Here is an 18,683-nt window from a genome sequence, read left to right on the forward strand (position 1 = left end):
AGGTGGAAGCATCGCCGACATGGCCACCACCTCCGCCCGCGCCCTCCGGCTGTTGTCGGTGCTGGGGCTCGGCACGACGCTCGGCGCCGCAGCGCTCGCCGAGCGTCTGGACACCTCGGTGCGCACGGTGCGCCGCGACATCGAGACCCTGCGGGAACTCGGGTACGAGATCGAGGCGATCCACGGAGCGGGCGGCGGCTACCGGCTCGGGCGGGCCACCCGGCTGCCCCCGGTGGTCTTCGACGAGGACCAGGCGGTGGCCGCTGCGGTGGCCCTGCAGACGGTTCCCACCATTCTGTCCGGAATCCGGGAGAACTCGGCCCGGGCCCTGGCCACATTGCGCCAGGCCATGCCGGCCCGCAGTCGCGTGCAGGCCGAGGCCTTCACCGTCTCGGCCGCGCGGAACTACTGGGAGTTCCCGGCGCCCCCGATCGACGCCGGGATCGTGCGATCGATCGGCAGTGCGATCAGCCGGCGGCACCGGCTGCGGGTGGAGCACGAGGGCACCGACCTCACCCTGGAACCGCACGAACTCGTGGTCTGGGCGGCCCGCTGGTACCTGGTGGCGTTCGACCCGCAGGCGCAGCGCTGGCGGGTGATGCGGGCGGACGGCCTGGTGCCGGGGCCACCCACGCACACCCCGTTCGAGCGGCGCCCGGTGCCCCTGAACGACGCCGTCACCTTCGTCATGACCACGCCCGACCGGGGCGACACCCCGGCCCGGTGGCAGTGCCAGGGATCGGCGGTGCTGGCCCTGCCCGCCCCGGTGGTGGCCCGTTACGCTCCCGGCGGCTCCACGGTCGAGCAGTTGACCGAGGCCAGTTGCCGGCTGACGCTGGGCGCCTGGTCGTGGGCCGGGATCGCGGGACTGATGCTCACCTTCGACGCCGACCTGAGCGACCTGGAGCCGCTGGAACTGCGCGAGGCCTTCGCTTCGCTACGGGCCCGGACCGGCCGCGCGCTGGACTGACACACCCTCGCCGATCTGGCCGCGGCGTCCGCCCCGATGAGGAGGGACGGCGTCGCGGCCAGATCGGCTTGACGGGGTATGCCTGGTTTAGCGCATCCCCGGTAGTAGGAACAGCCGAACGCACGGGTAGGAAACAGCCGGGGCACAATCGTTCTCACCCGTTCAGCCGAGGTCGGCCAGGCGCGCCGCGAGTTCGACGAACTCTTCGACGTGGGCCGGGTGCCGGCCGGGCAGGACGGCGATGCAGAGCCCCACGTGCGGGCCGTCCACCACCTTGCGGTGCACCAGGCCCGGCCGCCGGTAGGTCTCGGCCACGCTCACCGGCACCAGGGCCAGCCCTTCGCCCGCGGCGATCAGCTGCAACTTCTCCTCCAGCGTGCCCACCCGGCGGGCCTGGACGTCGAGCATGACCTCGCCCTCCAGATCCGCCATGCTCAATCTGCGGCGCCGGGCCAGCCGATGGCCGGAGGGCAGACACAGCACCTTCTGCTCGATCCCGACGGGGACCGTGCGCAGATCATCGAGCTTCTCGGCGGTGCGCAGACAGCCGACCTGCACCCGCCCCTCACGCACCGCCGCCCCCTGCTCGTACCACTGCACCTGCTGCAGCTCGACCGTCACCTCCGGGTGGAGCGCCGCCCACTCCCGCACCAGTGGCGCCACCGAAAGCCCGGGCGCGAAGCCCAGAACCATCCGCTGCGGACCCTGGGCGGCCCGACGGACCTTTCGGGTGAGCTGTTCGGCTGCCTGAAGCACGGCCGGAACTTCCGCGTAGAGCTGCCGGCCCGCGTCGGTGAGACGCACGCTGCGGGTGGTGCGCTCGAGCAGGGCGCAGCCCAGTTCGGCCTCCAGAGCCCGGATCTGCCGGCTCAGCACGGGCTGCGCGATGTAGAGCCGCTCGGCGGCCCGCCCGAAGTGCTCGAGCTCGGCCACCGCGGCGAAATACCGCAGCTTGCGCAGATCCAGATCCATGCCCTGAGGGTATCAATCGCGCAGAACAGGTATGGGACGCTGCGCGCCGGCCGGGCCGATGGTTGCCGTAACGCCCCGACACCAGGAGATCGTCTTGATCCTCATCACCACCCCGACCGGACAGATCGGCCGACAGGTGCTCCCCCTCGTTGTCAGTTCGGGGGTTCCGGTCCGCGTGATCGCCCGGCGACCAGACCGATTGGCACCCGAGGTGGCCGCCCGGGTGGAGGTCGTCCCGGGCGCCCACGACGACCCCGACGTCCTCGACCGGGCCCTCACCGGGGTCGAGACCGTGTTCTGGCTCCGGCCGCCGGACCCTTCGCTGGCCCATCTCGACGACTACGTCGGATTCACCCGTCCGGCCGCGGCTCTCTTCGCTACCAAGGGAATTCGCCGCGTGGTCGGCATCTCCGCGCTGGGGCGGGGCACGACCGACTCGGCCGGTCTGGCCTCCGCCTCCTGGGCGACGGACGACCTGATCGCGGCTTCGGGGGTGGACTACCAGGCCCTGACCCTGCCCTCGTTCATGGACAACTGGCTGCGTCAGGTGGCCCAGATTCGCGAGCAGGGTTTCTTCACCGACATTTTCGACCCTGATCACGAGGCGCCGCTGTGCGCGGTGCGGGACATCGCGGCGACCGCGGCCGACCTGCTGCTGGACGGCGCCTGGAGCGGTGTGGCCGAGCATCCGTTGCTGGGCCCGGAAGACCTGTCGCGCCGCCGCTGCGCCGAGATCATGTCCGAGGTGCTGGGACAGCCCGTGCGCTACGAGCGCATCGGGCTGTCGGACCTGAAGCGGCAGCAGCTGGCCGCCGGGGTGAGCGAGGCCGTGGCCCAGGCCCGGTGCGACATGCTGGCCGCCAAGGCCCAGGGGCTGGACAACCACCTGCAGCGGATCCGGGAGACCAGCTCTCCCACGACCTTCCGGCAGTGGTGCCAGGACGAGCTGATGTCTCAGGCCTTGACCCGGCGGCACACCGCGTAGGCCCCGGCCCCGCACACCAGGGCGATGACGAGTGGGTAGCCGGCCAGCAGCGCGGCCATCGGCTGGCCGGTGAACCAGTCGCCGATCGAGGTCCAGGCCTCGGCGTAGGTCGCCCCGACCACGAACAGGCCGATCCCCAGGGCCAGCAGGATCAGGGCCGCGTAGGAGCCGATCGTGCCCCAGCGGGCGTACACGGCCCCGAAGAGCGCCCCGATCCCGCTCACCGCGAGCATCGGGGCGGCGTAGCCGAGGATCTGGGTGACCGGGTCGCCGGTGTCCCAGCCGCCGATCGCGAAGAACTGCAGATCCATCCAGAACCCGCCGGTGGCGTTCTCGACGAGCCGCATCAGGTAGAGCGCCAGCGCCGAGGCCAGGCTCAGGCCGACGGCGAACAGGGCAGTGCCGAGCAGGTACGCCCAGCGGGTGAGGCTGAAGTCGAGGGCGAAGGCGAGCTGGCGGTTCATCGCCGAGACGAACACCAGGCCCACGGTGATGTAGAGGGAGAGCAGACCGCCGGTGAAGGCGGCCTCGTCCGAGCCGATCCCCCGGGCCCGTAGCAGACCGAAGATCAGCAGGTTGACCGCCAGGGCACTGAACATCACCGAGTACGGGATGAGGATGCTCTGCCAGCCGATCAGGTGCAGCCGGGCCGCGTCGGTGATCCGGGTCAGCGGGGTCCGGCCGGCCGTGACGGCCGGACCCACCGCGAACTGCTCGACGGTACTCATCGCGCTCTCAGACCCCCACTCGTCGGGCGACCAGGTAGGCGCCCCCGCCGAACACAGCCACCGCGATCAGCGGGTAACCGGCCATCACGGCCACCGTAGGCTGTCCGGCCCACCAGGTGAAGAACGAACCCCAGGCTCCGGCGTAGATCATGGCGACGGTGAACAGGCCACCGACCAGCGCCACGAGGACACCCGAGGCGTAGACCCCGGTCAACCCCCACCGGTTGTTGATCGCGCCGTACAGCGCCCCCAGCGCCATGAACGCCAGCATCGGCACCGCGTACGAGGGCACCGCGACCAGCGGATTGCTGCTGAACAGCCCGGCCGGCCCGAAGAACTCCAGCTCCAGGCCCCAGCCGCCGGTGGCCTTCTCGATGCCCAGCAGGGCGTAGAGCGCCAGCGCCGAGCCGACCGCCATCAGCAGGGCGAACAGGGCGGTGCCGAGCAGGTAGCCCCGGCGGGTCAGGCCCAGCCCCAGAGCGAAGTCGAAGTTGCGGTTCAGCATCTGCACGGCGGCCACCGCCGCACAGATGTAGATCGACAGCAGGCCCCCGGTGAAGGCGGCCGACTCCGACGGGTTGCCCAGCTGGATCGACCAGAAGAGCAGCAGGTTGATCACCAGGGCACTGGCCAGCACGCTCCAGGGCACGAGCACGTTCTGGTAGCCGAGCAGATGCAGCCGGGCCGCACCGACGACGCGGTTCATCGCTTGCCCTCCGTCTTCTCCGGGTTGACCTGGAGCGTGCTCTGCACCACGAGCTGCTGCAGGGAAACGGGTTTCACGTCCAGGCCGAGGGCCCGGGCGTGCTGCGGGTCGTCCGGGTCGCCGAGCACGGTGACCCGGCTCTGGCCGAGCATCTGCTCCTCGTGGATCCGGGTCATGGCGTAGCTGAACTTGTCCACCAGCTCGGTCGGGCCGCTGACGCTGATCGCCCGGCCGCGCAGCAGCTCGGCCTCCTCGTCGATCACCAGCCGGCCCCGGTCGATCACCAGGACGTGCTCGATCAGCTCGCTCACCTCGTCGATCAGGTGCGTGGAAAGCATGATCGTGCGGGGGTTCTCGGCGTAGTCGGCGAGCAGCCGGTCGTAGAACAGCTGCCTCGAGGTGGCGTCCAGGCCGAGGTAGGGCTCGTCGAAGATGGTGATCGGGGCCCGGGCGGCCAGGCCGACCACGATCCCGACGGCCGAGCGCATACCCCGCGAAAGCTTCTTCACGTGGCGCTTCTTCGGCAGATTGAACACCTCGAGCAGCTCGTCGGCGTAGTCCTGGTCCCACCGGGGGTAGAGCAGGCGGGCCGCCGTCAGGACGTCCCGGACCCGGAAACCGTCCGGATAAACCTGGTTCTCGGCCGCGAAGCAGATCTGCTGGGTGATCGCGTCGTTCTCGAACGGCTCGGCGCCGCGCACCATCACTTGCCCCGAGGTGGGCAGCGCCTGCCCCGAGATCATCCGCATGATCGTGCTCTTGCCGGCCCCGTTGCGGCCGAGCAGACCGTAGATCGTGTTGGCCCGCAGCGTGAAACTCACGTCGTCGACCGCGGTGAAGTCGCCGAACCGCTTGCTCACCCCGCTCAGTGCGGCCACCTCGACGGCGGCCGGCACGGACGTCCGGTTCTCCAGGGCGTTCATCGCTTCCCCTCCTGAGTGATGACCGCCTCGTCCGATCCGGCGGCTCCCTGACCCCATTTGTCGATCATGTTCTTCAGCTCGTCGGCGTCGAGGCCGAGCTTGCGGGCCTCGACCACCAGCGGAACCACGAACTGCTCGGCGAACGCGTTGCGCCGCCGCTCCTTCAGCTGCCCCCGGGCGCCGTCCGAGACGAACATCCCGATCCCGCGGCGCTTGTGCAGAACTCCGTCGGCTACCAACTGATTCACACCCTTCGCGGCCGTGGCCGGGTTGATCCGGTGGAAGGCGGCCAGTTCGGTGGTCGACGGGGCCTGCGCCCCCTCGGCGAGCGAGCCGTCGATGATCGCGTTCTCCAGCTGCTCGGCGATCTGCAGGAAGATCGGGCGTCCCTCATCCATCGGGGGTTCGCCACCTCGCTGGTTCATTACTCATGTAACTAACCATGCAACCTGGTCGGCCCGGTGTCAACGCACAGTTGGCCGACCCGGGCCGCAGGCAGCACGAAGGCGCAGGTCAGAGGCCTGCAACAAAAGATCAGAATTGATGGACGCCGGTGCTGGGCGACCGTCGGAGGTTCACTACCCGAGTGGGGAACCCAGGGCAGTGACGGGCCTACGGCTCGGCCGGGAACTCCTCGTCGGCCACCAGGGCCACCTTGCGCAGCAGGCGGTTGAGCGAGGCCAGCTCCTTGGGCGAGAGCGCACCGAAGAGCCGGCGCTCGGCCTGGCCACGCAGATCCATCGCCCGACGCCAGACGTCGACCCCGCGCGAGGTGGCCTCGACGGTGACGCTGCGCCGGTCGGTGCGGCTGGGGGTGCGCTTGATGAGGCCGGCCTTCTCCAGCGCGTCGAGCCGGCCGGTCATCCCGGCCGGCGACACGTCGGCGGCCAGGGCCAGCTCCCGGGGCGAGGCGGTGCCCGGGGTGTCGCGGATCATCAGGGCGTGCAGCGTCTCGTACTCGTAGACCTGCAGACCGACCTCGGCCGCAGCCCGGCGGGTGCTCTCCTTGGCGTGCCGCTTGATCCGCGAGATGCGCACGGTGGCCAGCTCGACCGCGTCGTCGAAGTCGATGTCGATCCAGTGGTCCCGCCAGCGGGCCACGTGCCGCTCGGCGAAGTCCTCAGCCATTCCCCGAGGCTACCTTTCCGGTGATCGGCGGGGCGAGAAGTTCGTTGACGAATATTTCGCTGGCGAACTAAATTGCTGGCGGTGGGTGGCCGGGCAGACGGGGGAGACAGGATGGAGAGCAACATGAGCAGGGGCGCATCCGGCGACATGGACGAGACGGCCGGAATTCGTGACGCGGCGGGAGCTGACGGGCCGGCCGCAGATCTTGGGAGCGGTGGGTCAGTGCCCGGGCCTCCCGCTTCTGCGGTCCTCGACGCCCGGGCCTGGGAGTCGCCGGCCTTCCGCTGGTTGCTGGCCGGGCGCACGGTGGTCAGCCTGGGATCGGCCATCGCCCCGGTCGCGCTCGCCCTGGCGGTGCTGCACCTGGGCGGGTCGGCCACCGAGCTCGGACTCGTGGTGGCCGCCTACGCCCTGGTCGAGGTGCTCACCACGCTGCTGGCCGGGGTGATCGGCGACCGGTTCTCGCGCACCCTGCTCATGCGTGGTTCGGCCGCGCTGTCGTGCGTGGCTCAGACCTTCGTGGCGGTGGCTCTGCTGGCCGACTGGGCCACCGTGCCGCTGCTGGCGGTGATGGGCGGGGTGAACGGGGCGCTGGCCGCGCTGGCCGGACCGAGTTCTCGGGCGGTGGTCGCGCAGACCGTGCCCGAAGCCGCCCTGCCCAACGCCATCTCGGCACTGCGGTTGTCCCAGAACACCGCCATGGTGCTGGGTTTCAGCCTGGCCGGGGTGCTGGTCGGGTTCTTCGGGGCGGGCTGGGCGATCGCCGTGGACGCGGCCACGTTCGCCCTGGCCGGGCTCTGCTACACGGCGATGAAGGTGGCTCCCCTGGCCGCGGCCGAGTCCCAGAGCCTGCTGGACGACCTGGGCGCCGGCGCACGAGAGGTGTTCCGGCACACCTGGTTGTGGCTGCTGATCTCCCAGGCCCTGATCTACCACCTGGTCTACGGCGGGGTGCAGGGCGTGGTCGGGCCGATCGTGATCACCCGCGACTTCGGCGAGGAGGCCTGGGGTCTGGCCCTGGCTGCACTGATGGTGGGGTTCATGGCCGGCGGGGTGATCAGCCTGCGCTACCGGCCCACCCGGCTGCTGTTCGCGGGCACCACGATGCTCGCCCTCACCGCCTGCTTCCCGCTGGCCATGGCCCTGGACGTGCCGCTGCCGGTGATCCTGCTGGGCGCCTTCGTGCACGGTCTGGGCCTGGAGATCTTCAGCGTGAACTGGGACCTGGCCATCCAGGAGCAGATCCCGCCGGACAAGCTGGCCCGGGTGTTCGCCTTCGACCAGGTCGGCTCGTACGTGATGCGCCCTCTGGGCCTGGCCGTGGTCGGTCCGGTCGTCCAGGCCACCGGCGAGCGCACCTGGCTGCTGGTCGCGGCGGGTGTGATGGCGGGATCAACGGCTCTGGCGCTGATCCCGCCATCGGTGCGCAACCTGCGCAGGCGTCAGGCTGATCAGGTCGGGTAGCGGCGGGGCGTCAAGACCACCGGGGACCCGTCGGGGCGGGTGCTGATCCGGGTCTGCGACGAGCCGATGATCAGCAGCGTGCGCATGTCGACGACCTGCGGGTCGAGCTCGCCCAGCGTCACCACGCCGACCTTCTCCTGGTCGGAGCCGACCGCCCGGCCGATCACCACCGGGGTGGCCGGGTCGCGGTGGCGCAGCACCACGTCGCGGGCCCGGGCGACCTGCTCGCGGCGCTCCTTGGAGGCCGGGTTGTAGATCGCGATCACCAGGTCGGCGGCGGCCACGGCGTCGAGCCGCTGCTCCACCACCGCCCACGGCTTGAGCCGGTCGGACAGCGAGATCGTGCAGAAGTCGTGCCCCAGCGGGGCTCCGGCCCGGGCCGCGACCGCCTGGGCGGCACTGACTCCGGGCAGGATGCGCACCGGAACGCCCTTGTAGGCCGGCTCGTCGGCGACCTCCAGCACGGCCGAGGCCATGGCGAAGACGCCCGGGTCGCCCGAGCTGACCACCACCACGCGACGCCCGCGCAGGGCCAGGTCGAGAGCGAAGGCAGCGCGCTCGGACTCGACCTTGTTGTCGGAGGAGTGGCGCTCCTGGCGGGGATTGACCGGCACCCGGTCGAGATAGGTGATGTAGCCGACCAGATCGTCGGCCTCGGCCAGGGCCTGCTGCACCTCGGGAGTGGTCCAGTCGCGGGGGCCGGGGCCCAGACCGACCACGACCACCTCTCCCCCGTGCGAGCCGTCCGCAGTGGCCTCGACCACCGCGGCCTTGCCCTCGTTCAGCGGCCCGGGCATGAGCGCGATCGACATGTACGGCACGGCCTGCGGATCCACGTCGGCCAGGGCCGAGGTGCGCTGGCGCGGGCTGCTGGCCCGCTCCACGTACCAAGCCCGGTCCAGCTTGCCCGCCGTCTCGAAACCGTCACGCACGCCTTCGAAGGTGCGGCCCAGCTTCATCACCACCGCGGCATCGGTGGTGGCGAGGCGCTGGGCCAGCTCGGCGGGAGGCAGGGTTCCGGGCAGCACGGTGAGCACCTCGTCGCGCTCCACCAGAGGACGGCCCAGCGCCGCCGCCGCAGCGCTGAAAGACGTGATGCCGGGCACCACTTCGGTCGGGTACCGGTGGGCCAGCCGCTTGTGCATGTGCATGTAGGAGCCGTAGAAGAACGGGTCGCCCTCGGCCAGCACCACCACGTTCAGGCCGGCCTCCAGGTGGGCGGCCAGACGCTCGGCGGCGGTGGTGTAGAAGGCGTTCATCGCGCCCTGGTAACCGCCCGGGTGGTCGACGGTCTCGGTGGTGACCGGGTAGACCAGCTGTTCCTCGATCTGACCGGAGCGCAGGTAGGGCTCGGCGATCGAGCGGGCGATGCTGCGACCGTGCCGGGCGCTGTGATAGGCGATCACGTCGGCGCTGCCGATCAGCCGGACCGCCTTGACGCTGACCAGTTCCGGGTCGCCCGGGCCGAGCCCGACGCCGTAGAGAGTGCCGCTCATTCCTTCTCGCTCGCAATCGCGTTGACGGCTCCGACGGTCATCGCACTACCGCCGCGCCGGCCGTGCACCACCAGGTACTCCAGCCCCAGCGGGTTCTGGCTGAGGGCCAGCTTGGACTCGGCCGCGCCGATGAAACCGACCGGGATGCCGAGGATCGCGGCCGGGCGGGGAGCGCCGTCGCGGATCAGCTCGAGCAGGCGGAACAGCGCGGTCGGGGCGTTGCCGATGGCCACCACACCGCCCTCCAGCCGGTCCATCCACAGATCGATGGCGGCGGCGCTGCGGGTGGTCTCCAGCTTGGCCGCCAGTTCGGGCACGCCGGGTTCGTTGAGTGTGCAGACGATCTCGTTGTCCCGGGGCAGGCGGGCCCGGGTGATGCCGCTGGCCACCATCTGCGCGTCGCACAGCACCGGGGCGCCGTCGAGCAGGGCCTGCCGCGCGGCCTTGACCGCGTTCGGGCTGTAGGCGAAATCGGTGGCCAGGTCGGTCATCCCGCAGGAGTGGATCATCCGGACCAGGACCCGGGCCGCGTCGGCCGGCATCCCGGCCAGGTCGGCAGCGGTCTCGGACCGGATGGTCGAGAACGACTCCCGGTAGATCTCCACGCCGTTCGCCTCGTACGGACCGGGCCAGGGGGTGGTGTCAGTCATTGCCGGGGCTCGTCTTTCAGTCCAATACTTGAGGACGCCGCTGCGTTGCGGTCGCTTTCGGGAAGTTCACCGTTCACCCGGTAGCCGCCTTCGGCCGCGAGCAGGGCGACGGCCGCGTGGGGGGTGCCGCAGCCCCGGTCGCACCCGGCCCAGTGCACCGCGGGCCCGTCCGGTGCGGAGATCGCGGCGAAGGCCCGGGCGTCGGCCTGCACATCGGTCCGCGACTTGGCGCAGCCCGGCTGCCCGGCGCACGCGGTGATCCGGGCCCAGGGCGATTCGGGTTCGACCACCAGCCCGACCGCGGCCAGGAGTTCCTGGGCGGCCAGGGCGGCGGGAAGTTCGAGATCACGGACGACCACGCGGCGCCAGGGGGTGATGCGCAGGGGGGTGCTGCCGGGAGACCCGGCAACCATGAAGCCGTCCGGCTCAGCGCCGGGGAAGTCTGTGCCGTCGAGTAGGGCATCGGACGAGGGGTACCCGTCCAGGAGTTCCTCTTCGGCCAGACCTTCGTCGGTAGCCATCTCACAGCAGGCGGCGAGGGCGTCCATCTGTTCGCCGTCGAGAATGCCGAGCGGAACCACGGCGCAGACCGCGAACCGGCCGTCGCGCTGCTCGGTCAACCCGGGGGTGACGACAGAGGCTGCGGGTCGCCCGGTGCCTAGGTCGCCGGCTTCGGGATGGCCGGCGGTCAGCAGAGCCGTGACGACGGCGGCCGCACCACCGGGCAGTTCGTCGACCCGCCAGGCCTTACTCTCCTGGCGCGCCCGCTCGGCCAGGAAGGCCGTGACGGCGACCAGCGCAGCCTCCACCACCTGGGCCCGGCCGACCGTTACTCCGGCCGACGCCCCAAGGGGGCACACCTCGAACCGTCCGGGCGCCGCGGCCCGGATCAGCACGTCCGGCTCCTCCCCGGCGATGTCGCCGGTGCCGTCGTCCAGGCCGAACAGGAACCGCCCGGGGAGTTCGACCAGATCCGCCCGTGCGCACAGAGCCGCATCCAACGACGGAACGAGCTCACCGACGTCCTCAATCGACCCGAACCCGCACCCCGCCAAAGGTGAGGCCACGATGTTCCGCACCCGCTCGTGCGTGGGGTGGGGCAACAGGCCGAGCCCGGCCAGGCGAGCTTCGAGACGGCCTACGCTCGCCGGGTCCACTCCCCTGACCTGCAGGTTTCCTCGCGAGGTGAGCCCGAGGCGGCCGTCGGCCAACTCTTCCGCAACCGCCCGTAGGCCGCGCAGGGCATCGACCGTCAACGCTCCCCCGGGGGCGCGCAGGCGTGCGAGCGCTCCGTCTGCGGCCTGATGCGGACGCAGGACTCCCGGACAGGAATCTGCCGCCACTCGCTGCACCGGCATCGGCGCCACCCGTCCAACCACGCCTTCGATCCTACGTGGCCGCGCCGGATGCCTACCCCCGCCGGTCTTCCTCACCGTGGGGCAAGAGTCCCGAAGAGGACGGAACGGGCGCTACGCCCAGCCGCGCTGGCGAGGGTCGGGTGGCAGCCGGGGGTTGAGCAGATGAGCCACCAACGCCGTCCATCCGGTCTGATGAGTGGCTCCCAGGCCCTCCCCGGTGTCCCCGTCGAAGAACTCACTGAACGTCGGGTGCTCTGCCCACAGCGGGTCGTCCGAGGCCTCGATCCGGTTCCCGTCTGCCGGACGCTTCCCGTCCACCGGGCGGAACAGGGCGGTCAGGCCACGGTCGATCATGTCCGCGGCCTCTACGAGAGTGCAGTGGTTCCCCGAACCCGTGGGGATCTCAATGGTGAACGTATCGCCGAAGTGGCGCCCGTACGTCCTCAATTTGTCGGCCAGCAACACGTTCACCGGGAACCAGATCGGCCCCCGCCAGTTGGAGTTCCCCCCGAACAAACCGGTGCGCGACTCCCCTGGTTCGTACTCGATGGAGGCGCTGCGGCCATCGATGACCGTGGTGACCCCGGAACGAACCGCCTGGGACATCGAGCGGATGCCGTACGGAGACAGGAACTGCTCCGTGTCGAACATCCGCTCCAGGATGCGCCGAAGCCGCTCGGGGTCGAGCAGGGAGAGCAGCATCTTGCGGCCTCCCTGCCCCTTGGCGAACAGCAGGGGGCCCACCAGTTCCGGCCGCCGGCGCTGCAGCCAGCGCAGGCGGGCGGTGACGTCAGGGCACTCCTCGTTGATCCAGGAGGGCACCTCGGTGGCCCCCAGGATCGGCAGCAGGCCCACCATCGAGGGCACCCGCATCGGCTGGGCACTACCGTCCTGGCCGACCAGGACGTCGTAGAAGAAGCCGTCCTCCTCGTGCCAGAGCGAGACCTCGTGCGAGCCGAAGTTGGTCATCGAGCGGGCGATCGACAGGAAGTGCTCGAGGAACTTGGTGGCGGTGTCGTCCCAGGCCTTGTCGTAGCGGGACAGCTCCAGGGCGATCTTGAACATCTGCTGGCAGTAGAAGGCCATCCAGCTGGTGGCGTCGGACTGCTCGAGCCGGAAACCGGGCGGCAGCGGGGCGGACCGGTCGAACAGGCCGATGTTGTCCATCCCGAGGAAGCCGCCCTCGAAGATGTTCGACCCGGTGGAGTCCTTGCGGTTGACCCACCAGGAGAAGTTCAGCAGCAGCTTGGTGAACACCCGGATCAGGAACTCGCGGTCGCGGTAGCCGTCGATCCGGTAGACGTGCCAGGCCGCCCAGGCGTGCACCGGCGGGTTCACGTCGCTGAACTCCCACTCGTAGGCCGGGAGCTGGCCGTTGGGGTGCATGGCCCATTCCCGGCACATCAGCACCAGCTGTTCCTTGGCGAAGTCCGGGTCGACGTGGGCCAGCGGGATGGCGTGGAAAGCCGTGTCCCAGGCGGCGAACCAGGGGTACTCCCACTCGTCGGGCATGGAGATGACGTCGGCCAGGGACACCTGGCGCCAGGTGGTGTTGCGGGCCCCCTTGGCCCGGCGGGACTCCGGCGCCGCGGTCGAACTGCCCGGGTCGCCCTCCAGCCACTGCTCCACGTCGTAGCGGTAGAGCTGCTTGCCCCAGAGCAGACCGGCGTAGGCCCGGCGGGCCACGTGCTGGTCGGCGGCGCTGATGTCGGGATGGATCACCCGGCTGTAGAACTCGTCCGCCTCCCGGCGCCGGGCCTTCATCACCGCCTCGAAACCCGGGCCGAACGTGCTGTTCGCCGGCATCTGCCGGCTGAGCCGGAGCTTGACGGTGACCGACTGACCCGGGGCGACCGAGTCGAACGAGTACCAGATCGCGGCTTTCGTGCCCTCGTCGAAGGGGTTGATCGCCTGCGTGTCACCGTGCACGATCCGCTGGTTGATGCCGTCCTTGGGGTACTGGCTGTTGTTGCGCTCGGCCCCGAACAGCGACACCGCATTGGTCTCGTTGTCGCAGAAGAGCAGCACCGGAGCACCTTCGGCGGCCAGGTAGTAGGTGCCGAGCGAACCGTGCTGCACCTCCAGCGCCTCCATCCCGCCGACCGCCAGGGTGGGTGGCAGGAGCTGGTTCAGGTGGCCGCGGCGCGAGTCCCGGCCCCAGGCCCAGGTGTTGCGCAGCCAGATCTGCGGCAGCAGGTCCAGGGGCGCTGCCTCGGGGCCGTGGTTGGTGGCCCGGACGGTGATGCAGAGATCCTCCGGAGACGCCTTCGCGTAGGTGACCAGGACGTCGAAAAACCGGTTCTCGTCGAAGATCCCGGTGTCGCCGAGCTCGAACTCGCGCTCGTCCCGGCCCCGGCGGGCGTTCTCCTCGCGCAGCTGGTGGTAGGGGTACTCGCGCTGGGGATAGCGGTAGAGCCACTGCATCCAGCTGTGGGTGGGAGTGCCGTCGACCGCCCACCAGTACTCCTTGGCGTCCTCACCATGGTTGCCCTGGCCGTTGGTCAGGCCGTAGAGACGCTCCTTGAGGATCGGGTCCTTCCGGTTCCAGAGGGCGACGCCGAAGTTGAGAAAGCCGAACCGGTCGCAGATGCCGCCCAGCCCGTCCTCACCCCAGCGGTAGGCGCGGGCGTGCGAGTGCTCGAACGGGAACGCCGACCAGGCATCGCCGTCGGCCGTGTAGTCCTCGCGCACGGTGCCCCACTGGCGGCCCGCCAGGTAGGGGCCCCACTGCCGCCAAGGACTGCCCGGCCCGGGCGACTCGGCCAGGCGGGCGTGCTCGGCGGTCGGCTCGGCGGGCAGACCCCACGAGACCCCGCCGTCGCCCCAGGCCTTCTCGTCGGAACCGTCCGCATCGGACGAACTGCCGTCGGACGGGGACTTCTCGGACCGGTCGGACTTGGACGCCGAAATCTCCTGCGGCCGGGGCGACTCGTCGGCCGCGGTCCGGGGGGCCGGGACCAGGGCGTCCTTGACCGGGGTCTTTCCGTCCGCATTCACTGGGCCCGTCTTCGCTGCTGCCGCGCTCACTTTGCTGTCTTCGGCAGCGCCGGCCGCTTCCTGCACCCCGGTCTTGCGCGCGGCCGATGCTCGCGGCGTCTTCCTGGCCCTGGGCTTCTGTCCGGAGGTCACCGCCCAAGACTGCCCGGCCGGGCGCCCGGAATCCCGCCTAGCACGCGGAGTGCCGGGCGACTTCATCGTGCGGACCGACTCCTGCTCACCGGTCAAAATCCGCGAAGTCGGCTCAATCCTCCGGAGCCAGGCGCTGATACAGCGTGGCCAGTTCCCGCACCAGTTCCTCGCCGCCGAGCCAGGCCCCGGGCACCGGCAACTGGCGCAACAGGAGGTCGGGCGGCAGTTCGGGATGGCTGGGCAGCGGCAACAACCGGCCCGCCGTCCAGAACGCGACCGCATCCCCACCCGCGGGGCCGGGTTTGGCCTGCTTGCCACCGGAAACCGCCGCTATCGGGTCAGGTTCGCCCAGGGCCAGCCGGGCGCTGAGCACCGGTCGGCCCGTCGGCACCGGCGCCGCGACCGGCCGGTCTTCCTCGGGCACCTCCTCGACGTCGCCGCGCAGTGCCCGCAGCCGCTCGAGCAGGGCCTCCTTCGAGCGGCCGCGCCAGCGCAGCAGCAGGAACGGGTCCTCGTCGAAACGCTCGGCCAGCAGGTAGAACACGGCCGCGATGTGCTTGCAGGGCACCGCCTGGTCGGGGCACGTGCAGCGCAGGTCCAGGTCGGCCAGCCGGGCCGGGAACAACGGCGCCCCGATCTGGGCCAGGACCGGCTCCAGCTCGCGCGGGAACTGCCCGGCCAGCAGCTGGGCGCTGTAGAGGGCCTGCTCGGCCAGCGCCACCTCGATCTTGGCCCAGACCAGCTCGCTGAACTTCTTCAGGCCGATCCGCACCCGGTAGGGGGTCACCCGCGAGCCCTGCACGTCGGCCTGCACCTCGCCGACCGCGATCTCCAGCGAGATCACCTGCCCCTTGCGGGCGTAGGAACGCCCCCGGGTGAGCCGCGTGCCCAGGGCGAACGACTCCAGCACCCCGATGAACCGGCGCGACCACCACTGCTCGCCGATGTCACCCCGCTCGCTGCGGGCGGTCAGGCCGTTCTCGACCGGCCGGGGCGCTCCGAACTTGCTGAAATCGGCCATCTCAGCCCACCGCCGAGGGATCGAGGGTGAGCAGGTCGCGCAGCTCGGAGCTGGACAGTTCGGTGAGCCAGCCCTCGCCGGTGCCGACGATCGAGGCGGCCAGACCGCGCTTGTCGCGGATCATCGTGGCGATCCGCTCCTCCAGCGTGCCGGCGCAGACGAACTTGCGGACCTGCACCGTACGGGACTGGCCGATCCGGAAGGCGCGGTCGGTGGCCTGGTCCTCGACCGCCGGGTTCCACCAGCGGTCGACGTGGATCACGTGGTTGGCCGCGGTCAGGGTCAGCCCGGTGCCGCCGGCCTTCAGCGACAGCACGAAGATCGGCGGCGCGTCGTGGTCGCCGCTCTGGAACCGGGCCACCATCTCGTCGCGCCGGGTCTTGCTCACCCCACCGTGCAGGAACAGCACCTCGCGGCCGAACCGGGCGGTGAGGTGGGTGCGCAGCATCTCGCCGAACTCCGCGTACTGGGTGAACAGCAGAGCCTTCTCACCGGAGGCGAGCACCTCCTCCAGGGTCTCCTCGAGCCGGGCCAGCTTGCCCGAACGACCGGGGATCCGGCTGCCGTCGCGCTGGAACTGGGCCGGGTGGTTGCAGACCTGCTTGAGCCGGGTCATCGCGGCCAGCACCAGCCCGCGCCGCTCCATGCCCTCCTTCTGCTCGATCCGCTCCATCATGTCGGTGACCACGTTCTGGTAGAGCGCGGCCTGCTCGGCGGTGAGGGTGCAGACCACCTCCATCTCCAGCTTCTCGGGCAGGTCGCTGATGATCTTCCGGTCGGTCTTGACCCGGCGCAGCACGAACGGCTGGGTCACCGCCCGCAGCTGCTCACGGGCCTCCTCGGAGCCGACCCGCTCGATCGGCAGGGCGTAGCGCTTCTTGAAGTCCGCCGGGTCGCCGAGCACGCGCGGGTTGGCGAACTCCATCAGGCTCCACAGGTCGGCCAGACGGTTCTCGACCGGGGTTCCGGTGACCGCGATCCGGCGCTCGGCGGTGAGCGAACGGGCCGCGGTGGCCGCCTGGGTGGCCGCGTTCTTCACCGCCTGGGCCTCGTCCAGCACGATCCGCCGCCAGCCGTACTTGCGCAGGGCCACGGCGTCGCGGGCGAGCAGCGAGTAGGTGGTGATGATCAGGTCGGACCCGGCCACGGCAGCGGCGAACTCCTCACCCTGGGGGCGGTCGGAGCCGTGCTGGACGTGCACCCGTAGTCCCGGGGTGAACTTGGCGGCCTCGCGCTGCCAGTTGCCGACCAGCGACATCGGGCAGACCAGCAGCGTCGGCGCGGGCACCAGATCATCGGTGCCTTGAGGCTTTTCCTGGTCCGAGGCGATCAGGGCGAGCAGCTGCACGGTCTTGCCCAGCCCCATGTCGTCGGCCAGAACCGCTCCCAGGCCGAGAGATTCGAGGAAGGCCAGCCAGGAGACACCGCGCTCCTGATACGGGCGCAAGGTGCCCTTGAAATCACTGGTGACCGGAAACGTCGTCAATTGACGCTCTTCCGGGGAGGCCAGGAAGTCGGCCAGCCAGCCGGAGGCGTCCACCCCGGTCACCTCGAGCCCGGCGGGCCCTTCGGAACCAGCACCGATCACCGAGAGGACGTCGGCGATGGACATGGTCTGCGGGCCGGTCTTGCGCTGTTTGCGCAGAAAAGTACGCGCCTTGCGCAGCTTTTCGGGATCGACCTGCATCCACTCGCCGCGCAGCTTCACCAGTGGCGCCTGGGCCTCGATCAGCGACTCGACCTCGTCGTCGGTGAGCAGCGCGTCGCCGACGGAGAGCCGCCAGTCGTACTCCACGATGTCGTTCTGCCGGAAGACCGGTGTGCCCTCGACCCTTCCGGGCTGGGGCTTGGTGCCGGCCTGCAGCCGCGCGCCCAGCCGTTGCGGCCGTGACCACCAGCCGGGCAGCTGCACCCCGAAGCCTGCGCCGATCAGCAGACCGGCCGCCTCGGTGAGGAAGTGGTGGGCCCCGGCGTTGTCGAGCAGGAGCTCGACGGGCTGCGCGTGCAGCAGCGCATCACGCAGGGCCGGGTAGAGCCGCAGGGCCCGGCCCAGTTCGGCCAGCAGCGTCTCCTGCGGGCGCGGGGCGTTGCGGCGCAGCCGGGTCAGGCTCGGCTCCCGGTCCCAGATGTCCTGCGCGGACACGAAGAGGCCGGGCTGGTCGGCGTCCTGCAGGCCGAACTCCAGCCGCCACAGGGCCGCCAGCTCGGCCGGGCGCAGTTCGATCCGGGCCGGGCGCAGGATGCTGTCGAGGTCGTCGTCGGTGGGCTCGGAGAGGCGGAAGCCGGCCCGCACGAGCCCGCCGTGCACCGTCTCGGCCTGCCAGGTGTCCAGGCCCTCGACCAGGTGACGCATCTGCCGCTGGTTCGCCGGGAACGCGGGGTACTGCCCGTGCAGGGCCTGCCGCCAGCCCAGCAGCCCCAGCCCGCCCGTACCCGGGCCAGGCCCGAGCCTGCCCCGCACTCCCACGTCGACCAGGGCATCGACTGCGGCCGCAGCGCTCTGGTCGGCGGGGGCCTCGGCATTCAAGGACGGGGGCAGAGTGTGCACCGCATGCCGGAACCATTCGCCGTCGTCCCCGGTGATCACCGGGCGCCAACGAGCGACTCCGTGCCCGTCGGGGGTCTCCAGCACGACGGGAAGCACGCGACCGCGGCTGATCAGGTTTTCTGCGAACTGGTGCAGAGCGAGAAGGTGACGGACGTCGGATCCGAGCGTTGGGGCGTCTTCAAGCTCTTTACCTAACCCCAGCAACACCTGGGGGGCCTGCCAGGCGGGCACCGCAATCGTCCTTACCCGCCAGCGGACCTGTGGGAACAGCCGCGCCGACTCCCCCTCGGCACGATCACTGGGCCAGCCCGAACGCAGGTCCAGGAGCTCGGGCGAACCGCCGGGAGCGTGCTGGAACGAGGGCAGCACAAGGTCGGCTGTGCCCTCCTTCCAGCCTTCGTCCACCAGGTCGGCGACATCCGTGATGGTGTGCCGGAGCTCCTCGGAGGGCACGTCGAAGGGGTGCTCGCGGATCTTGGGCCGACGGCCGGTGCGTTCGGCGGGGGCAGTGCGAATCTGTGGATCTTCGGCCCAGAGCACCAGGGAGCCGTCGTCAGCGGGGTCATTGGCAGAGATCGACCACCACGCATGCACGACGAACACCC

General features: G+C 70.6%; 15 protein-coding genes. 3 read left to right on the forward strand and 12 right to left on the reverse strand.

What is annotated here, in order from left to right; translation table 11 throughout:
* The first annotated feature begins 19 nt into the window (after positions 1-19).
* Positions 20-970 (forward strand): helix-turn-helix transcriptional regulator, encoded by a 951-nt coding sequence (locus LWF15_RS03880; RefSeq protein ID WP_232808951.1) that lies wholly within the window; start codon positions 20-22, stop codon positions 968-970.
* Positions 971-1,132: 162 nt separating this feature from the next.
* On the opposite strand, the gene LWF15_RS03885 is transcribed toward LWF15_RS03880, so the two are convergent.
* A complete protein-coding gene (locus tag LWF15_RS03885; RefSeq protein ID WP_232808952.1) occupies positions 1,133-1,942 on the reverse strand; it encodes a LysR family transcriptional regulator in 810 nt (269 codons plus the stop codon).
* A 94-nt stretch (positions 1,943-2,036) separates the two neighbouring features.
* Here LWF15_RS03885 and LWF15_RS03890 point away from each other — a divergent pair, with 94 nt between their 5' ends.
* A complete protein-coding gene (locus tag LWF15_RS03890) occupies positions 2,037-2,927 on the forward strand; it encodes an NAD(P)H-binding protein (protein WP_232808953.1) in 891 nt (296 codons plus the stop codon).
* Here the strand turns inward: LWF15_RS03890 and LWF15_RS03895 are convergent.
* The 5 genes from LWF15_RS03895 to LWF15_RS03915 form a co-directional block, all read right to left on the reverse strand.
* On the reverse strand, positions 2,897-3,655 hold the full coding sequence (locus LWF15_RS03895) for a hypothetical protein (protein ID WP_232808954.1): 759 nt from the start codon (positions 3,653-3,655) through the stop codon (positions 2,897-2,899). The genes LWF15_RS03890 and LWF15_RS03895 overlap by 31 nt on opposite strands.
* Before the next feature lie 7 nt (positions 3,656-3,662).
* A complete protein-coding gene (locus LWF15_RS03900) occupies positions 3,663-4,361 on the reverse strand; it encodes a hypothetical protein (protein WP_232808955.1) in 699 nt (232 codons plus the stop codon).
* Complete coding sequence (locus LWF15_RS03905; RefSeq protein ID WP_232808956.1) at positions 4,358-5,284, reverse strand: ABC transporter ATP-binding protein; 927 nt, start codon at positions 5,282-5,284, stop codon at positions 4,358-4,360. Before LWF15_RS03905 ends, LWF15_RS03900 begins: the two co-directional genes overlap by 4 nt.
* Positions 5,281-5,682: a GntR family transcriptional regulator gene (locus LWF15_RS03910; RefSeq protein ID WP_232808957.1), complete on the reverse strand. Its 402-nt coding sequence runs from the start codon at positions 5,680-5,682 to the stop codon at positions 5,281-5,283. Before LWF15_RS03910 ends, LWF15_RS03905 begins: the two co-directional genes overlap by 4 nt.
* Before the next feature lie 214 nt (positions 5,683-5,896).
* Positions 5,897-6,412 (reverse strand): MarR family winged helix-turn-helix transcriptional regulator, encoded by a 516-nt coding sequence (locus tag LWF15_RS03915; RefSeq protein ID WP_232808958.1) that lies wholly within the window; start codon positions 6,410-6,412, stop codon positions 5,897-5,899.
* A gap of 123 nt (positions 6,413-6,535) precedes the next feature.
* Between LWF15_RS03915 and LWF15_RS03920 the strand changes: the two genes are divergently transcribed.
* Positions 6,536-7,876: an MFS transporter gene (locus LWF15_RS03920; RefSeq protein WP_232808959.1), complete on the forward strand. Its 1,341-nt coding sequence runs from the start codon at positions 6,536-6,538 to the stop codon at positions 7,874-7,876.
* Here LWF15_RS03920 and cobJ read toward each other — a convergent pair.
* From cobJ to LWF15_RS03950, 6 genes are all read right to left on the reverse strand, one after another.
* A complete protein-coding gene (gene cobJ, locus LWF15_RS03925; RefSeq protein WP_232808960.1) occupies positions 7,864-9,372 on the reverse strand; it encodes a precorrin-3B C(17)-methyltransferase in 1,509 nt (502 codons plus the stop codon). The two genes, LWF15_RS03920 and cobJ, sit on opposite strands and share 13 nt — an antisense overlap.
* Positions 9,369-10,022: a precorrin-8X methylmutase gene (locus LWF15_RS03930; RefSeq protein ID WP_232808961.1), complete on the reverse strand. Its 654-nt coding sequence runs from the start codon at positions 10,020-10,022 to the stop codon at positions 9,369-9,371. The genes cobJ and LWF15_RS03930 overlap by 4 nt, the downstream gene beginning before the upstream one ends.
* The gene (locus LWF15_RS03935; RefSeq protein ID WP_269809623.1) at positions 10,019-11,380 is read right to left on the reverse strand and encodes a hypothetical protein; all 1,362 of its coding nucleotides are present in this window, start codon (positions 11,378-11,380) and stop codon (positions 10,019-10,021) included. The genes LWF15_RS03930 and LWF15_RS03935 overlap by 4 nt, the downstream gene beginning before the upstream one ends.
* A 111-nt stretch (positions 11,381-11,491) precedes the next feature.
* Positions 11,492-14,179, reverse strand: a complete 2,688-nt coding sequence (locus LWF15_RS03940; protein ID WP_352396547.1) for an MGH1-like glycoside hydrolase domain-containing protein — start codon at positions 14,177-14,179, stop codon at positions 11,492-11,494.
* Positions 14,180-14,621: 442 nt separating this feature from the next.
* The gene (locus LWF15_RS03945) at positions 14,622-15,530 is read right to left on the reverse strand and encodes an SWIM zinc finger family protein (RefSeq protein WP_232808964.1); all 909 of its coding nucleotides are present in this window, start codon (positions 15,528-15,530) and stop codon (positions 14,622-14,624) included.
* Between the two features lies 1 nt (position 15,531).
* Positions 15,532-18,681, reverse strand: coding sequence for a DEAD/DEAH box helicase (locus tag LWF15_RS03950; protein WP_232808965.1), 3,150 nt, complete (start codon positions 18,679-18,681; stop codon positions 15,532-15,534).
* Positions 18,682-18,683: the final 2 nt, after the last annotated feature.

Source organism: Kineosporia rhizophila (assembly GCF_021277265.1).
GTDB lineage: Bacteria > Actinomycetota > Actinomycetes > Actinomycetales > Kineosporiaceae > Kineosporia > Kineosporia rhizophila.